We start from the raw sequence: 5,435 nt of genomic DNA, 5'->3' as shown, positions 1-5,435 counted from the left end.
GCCTCTTTGCGCTGAAGGGTGAGATGAGCCTGAAGGCCAGCGAAGGCAGGGTCGACGTTCAGGCGCAGAACAACCGGCTGGCGCTTGCGGCGGGCAAAAAAGTGAGCATCACGGCGGTGGACGGCGACATCCTGTTCAGCGCGAAAAAGCGCATCACGCTGATAGGCGGCGGCAGCTACCTCATCCTGCAGGACGGCAAAATTGAGTACGGCACGGCCGGTGAATATTTCAGGAAAACGCCGCACACGGTGCTGACGGTGGCGAATCCGGTGCGGCTGAAAATGCCCGATATGAGACTGGGTTTTACCTATTCGGCGCTCTATCAGTTGGTGGATAAGGAAGGCGATCCGCTGGTCAACATCCCCTATCGCCTGCAAAGTGCGCAGGGTAAAAAGCTGACGGGCTATACCGACCGGGAAGGGAAAACGATGCCGTTCTACTCTTCAAAACAGGAAGAGGTAGAACTGCACGTCGTGACACAAAAACCACAACAAACCGAAACACTCTACTACATCGGTCAGGTTGATCCGCTGGAAATGGAAACCGAACTCAGGGAGGAAGCACAATGAATATACCCCAGGCACCTGAAACCCCGTCCGGTGGCAACGCACCTTATGAATGCACAACCACCACGGTTGATATGCAGGAGAAGCAGGCACGTTTACCCAATGAACAAAGCCGCCAGTATCTGCATCTGAAAGTCGAATACGCCATGCGCTTTCCCCGGCTGACCGCCGCGACCCGCCGTAATGGCCGCCTGTATAACATCAGCCTGAAACAACTGATGATGAGCGGCCTTATCCGCATAGATGAGATTGCCCGCAACTACCACTGGTATTACAAAGCGGAAGTCCCGTTTGATATCCGCACCACGCCACCCAGACCTTATCTGAGCAGCACACTGCTGAAAGCGGAGAAAGAGCAAAGGCGCCATACCCTCAACCCGTTCCCTGAAGCAGGTAAGGGCATTTACCGCCGCCCGGATATCATTATTGTCAAAAATAAACAGGACCGCTGGCCGGGGCTGGCGGGACCGGACAGTGAAGGCATTATGCATGCGGATAATCTGGAGCGGTTGGTAGAGGTGAAGTTCCCTGAGGATAAATTTGGGAGCGGACAGTATGAAGACTACATGTTGATAGTTGGCATGGACAGGGAACGATTTACAATTTTAGAAATTCACGATTGTCGCCCTGATGAAGGTAAACAAGCCGACCACGTCTTTAATGTGGCAGGTAAAGCCATCAGTAAGTACTGGCCCATGTTCTTTTATCCTCCCATCTTCCTGCCCCGCCCGCCGGGCACTCCGCAGCCTGCACGCATTGAACCCTGGACACATGCGGCGGAAGGTATGGTGGCTGACCTGAGTGAAGGCATGGTGGACGGCATTGCCGAAGGATGGGACGCGTTATCGGCGGAGGTGCAGGCCATATTCAGATACACCGGCGGCTGGCTGAATGACAGCGGCACATGGCTTCACATCCGGGCTGAGGGCACCTGGCAGTGGGTAAGTAAAACAGGGAAAAAAATTTCCTTCTGGACGGATGAACAACTCAGAGCCGCCTGGGCGGGCATTCAAAAAGCCACTGACCTGACGCTGGAAACCCTGAAACAAATTGACTGGGTACAGGTGCTGACCAGCGTTGCTAAAACGGTGGGGGTGATTTTGGTTGCCATTGGCATCGGTGCGGTGGTGGTAACGTTAGGCATACCGGAAGCCCTGGTAGCGGCATTTTTACTGATTGTCCGGTTGGCCATTATGGCATGGGAATCGGTGGCTACCGTACTGGCCGTGGGTGCCGGCACCGCAGCGGTCGCAGCACAATAATAAGGAAACTAAAATGGACTTAAATTATATCGAACGCTGGCTGGCAGATGCCACCGTCAATTATCAGGATGGCCGCCCTGCAGTTGGGCTGGGACTGATCATTACGGTATTTTTTCGCAATGGACATACACCTGAAGTGCGTCAAAAAATGGTCGGCTGTGTTGACCGCTTTTATAAAGAATTTGGCGATTTATTGAAAAAGCAAATGAATGGTCGCTGGGTTGGAATAACTGAGAAAAACTATGCCAAAAAGAGACAGGAGATTATTGACTCTTCTCCAGAGGAAATTTTCGACTGGTATCTGACAAGTTCCACGGAAGATTACCTCGCTCCTGACTACGCGATATCAATTATGGGTAAACGTATTTTTCATAATGACAATAATCGTTCTGTTATCAAACTAACCTTTCCATTAAGTCTTTTAAATGAAGAGGATGGCTCAAAGCGCTACCAAGACTGGCTGCTCTGGCTTTGTAATGAATTCGAGGTTGAAAGCGGGTATGCAGGAATATCTTTCTCCCTTCCTGAGGAGTTCCATCGCATGTTCCCTTATGAGTATTCCCTGGCACAACGATTCTCCGGTGTCATGGTAGATTCGATTGGTATGCTTGAAGGCGGAGATGCAGTTGAAGGTATTAAAGGAGCTTGCTGGTATACCATCCTGGGGAATAGGTGGGTTGAAAAGCTGGGAGGGGTATCTTTTGTTAACAGAATGGTAACAGACACCCCTGAAATCGCTATCTTGTCCTACAATCAGGGGCTGATTTTACAAGCCGGTCAACAGCCTCCGGGACTCGGGGAAATTAATGACGAAGGCTTACCGTCACTTTTAGTCAAGGTGAATCAAATTATCCGCCCGATACGTCAGGATGGTCATAACAGTCTGCACTTCTATTCAATGGAGGATAACCATCAGTTTAATAAAGAATCCTCCATGAAATGGTATGCGCGCTTTGACGAAGCGAGCGATAAATTACCCATCCCGGAATTATTGCTGGACGAACATGCTGAACCCACCCGCATTACCGCGTACAGCGGCGAAACCAGCCCGCACACTGGCCGCTGGGGCACCTTTATCGACGGCAGTTTGCGTTATGTTCATGTTAAACAAGGACAAACCTTGCCGGAATATGAAGATAAAAAAGGCAAGTTTCATCGTGCGCTATGGTCACTGCTGGAGCGGGATGATAAGGGCAGCGTGCTGAAAGCGTAGCAGGTAACGATACCGTCTGTACAAGGCAATAAGGAAACTAAAATGGACTTAAATTATATCGAACGCTGGCTGGCAGATGCCACCGTCAATTATCAGGACGGACGCCCGGCGGTGGGGCTGGGACTGATCATTACGGTATTTTTTCGCAATGGGCATACACCTGAAGTGCGTCAAAAAATGGTCGGATGTGTTGACCGCTTTTATAAAGAGTTTGGTGTTTTTTTGAAAAAACAAATAAATGGTCGCTGGGTTGGAATAACTGAGAAAAACTATGGCAAAAAGAGACAGGAGATTATTGACTCTTCACCAGAGGAAATTTTCGACTGGTATCTGACAAGTTCCACGGAAGATTACCTCGCTCCTGACTACGCGATATCAATTATGGGTAAACGTATTTTTCATAATGACAATAATCGTTCTGTTATCAAACTAACCTTTCCATTGAGTCTTTTAAATGAAGAGGATGGCCCAAAGCGCTATCAACACTGGCTGCTCTGGCTTTGTAACGAATTCGAGGTTGAAAGCGGGTATGCAGGAATATCTTTCTCCCTTCCTCAGGAGTTCCATCGCATGTTCCCTTATGAGTATTCACTGGCACAACGATTCCCCAGCGTCATGGTAGATTCGATTGGTGTACTTGAGGGGTTACATGCGATTAAGGGCATTAAAGGTGCCTGTTGGTACAATATAATAGGGATTCCATGGCTGGAAAAACTTGGCGGTGAGAGTCAAGTGAAAAAAATGGTGGCAGACACGCCAGAAATAAGCTTGTTAACCTACAATAACGGTTTGATTATAAAATCGGGTGAAAAGCCGCCCGCATTAGGTGAGATTAATTCTGAGGAATTACCGCCATTATTAGTTAAAGTGAATCAGGTTATAAGACCCATTCGTCTGCAGAAAGAGCGTTCCCTGCATTTTTATTCCATGGAAGATAATCATCAATTTGATAATGCATCTACCGCCAAATGGTATGCCCGCTTTGACGAAGCGAGCGATAAATTACCCATCCCGGAATTATTGCCGGACGAACATGCTGAACCCACCCGCATTACCGCGTACAGCGGCGAAACCAGCCCGCACACTGGCCGCTGGGGCACCTTTATCGACGGCAGTTTGCGTTATGTTCATGTTAAACAAGGACAAACCTTGCCGGAATATGAAGATAAAAAAGGCAAGTTTCATCGTGCGCTATGGTCACTGCTGGAGCGGGATGATAAGGGCAGCGTGCTGAAAGCGTAGCAGGTAACGATACCGTCTGTACAAGGCAATAAGGAAACTAAAATGGACTTAAATTACATCGAACGCTGGCTGGCAGATGCCACCGTCAATTATCAGGACGGACGCCCGGCGGTGGGGCTGGGACTGATCATTACGGTATTTTTTCGCAATGGGCATACACCCGAAGTGCGTCAAAAAATGGTCGGCTGTGTTGATCGTTTTTATAATGAGTTCCATACTCATCTCAAAAAACAAATGAACGGCCGCTGGGTCGGGATAACCGATAAAAATTATGCCCAAAAAAAGCAGGAGATTATTGGTTCTTCCCAGGAAGAAAATTTTTCATGGTATTTGACTAGCGCCAATGAGGACTTTCTGGCGCCAGATTTCGATATTCTTATCATGGGAGACCGGATATACCAAAATGAAAATAGCCGTTCAGTAATTAAATTAACCTTCCCCATAAAATTACTAAAAGAGCCTGACGGTGTACAACGTTACCATACATGGGTGTTATGGCTTTGTAATGAATTCGAAGTTGAAAGCGGTTACGCAGGAATTTCATTCTCCCTTCCTGAGGAATTTCATCGCATGTTCCCTTATGAGTATTCATTGGCTCAACGATTCCCCGGTGTCATGGTGGATTCGATTGGTACGCTTGAAGGTGGTCATTCTGTTCGTGGAGCTAAAGGAGCTTGTTGGTACAATATAATAGGGACTCCATGGCTGGAAAAACTGGGCGGTGAGAGTCAAGTGAAAAGAAGGGTGGCAGACACGCCAGAAATAAGCTTGTTAACCTACAATAACGGTTTAATTATAAAAGCAGGTGAAAAGCCGCCCGCATTAGGCGAGATCAATTCTGAGGAATTACCGCCATTATTAGTTAAAGTGAATCAGATTATAAAACCCATTCGTCTGCAGAAAGAGCGTTCCCTGCATTTTTATTCTATGGAAGATAATCATCAATTTAATAATGCATCTACCGCCAAATGGTATGCGCGCTTTGACGAAGCGAGCGATAAATTACCCATCCCGGAATTATTGCCGGACGAACATGCTGAACCCACCCGCATTACCGCGTACAGCGGCGAAACCAGCCCGCACACTGGCCGCTGGGGCACCTTTATCGGCGGCAGTTTGCGTTATGTTCATGTTAAACAAGGACAAACCTTG

At 48.1% G+C, this 5,435-nt stretch carries 5 protein-coding genes; all 5 read left to right on the top strand.

What is annotated here, in order from left to right; genetic code table 11:
* Positions 1 to 569 (top strand): DUF2345 domain-containing protein (locus J1778_RS00250; protein WP_217171507.1); only part of this gene is annotated, 569 nt, incomplete at its 5' end.
* Positions 566 to 1,828 carry a VRR-NUC domain-containing protein gene (locus tag J1778_RS00245; RefSeq protein ID WP_217171506.1) on the top strand — a complete coding sequence of 421 codons (1,263 nt, stop codon included), beginning with the start codon at positions 566 to 568 and terminating at the stop codon, positions 1,826 to 1,828. The genes J1778_RS00250 and J1778_RS00245, both read left to right, overlap by 4 nt.
* A gap of 13 nt (positions 1,829 to 1,841) precedes the next feature.
* Complete coding sequence (locus J1778_RS00240; protein WP_217171505.1) at positions 1,842 to 3,041, top strand: DUF3396 domain-containing protein; 1,200 nt, start codon at positions 1,842 to 1,844, stop codon at positions 3,039 to 3,041.
* A 42-nt stretch (positions 3,042 to 3,083) separates the two neighbouring features.
* Entirely contained in the window at positions 3,084 to 4,283 is a 1,200-nt protein-coding gene (locus J1778_RS00235) for a DUF3396 domain-containing protein (RefSeq protein ID WP_217171504.1), read from the top strand.
* Between the two features lie 42 nt (positions 4,284 to 4,325).
* Positions 4,326 to 5,435 (top strand): DUF3396 domain-containing protein (locus J1778_RS00230; RefSeq protein WP_217171503.1); only part of this gene is annotated, 1,110 nt, incomplete at its 3' end.

The organism is Rahnella bonaserana (assembly GCF_019049675.1).
Classification (GTDB): domain Bacteria; phylum Pseudomonadota; class Gammaproteobacteria; order Enterobacterales; family Enterobacteriaceae; genus Rahnella; species Rahnella bonaserana.
This window is presented reverse-complemented; position numbering and strand designations above follow the sequence as displayed.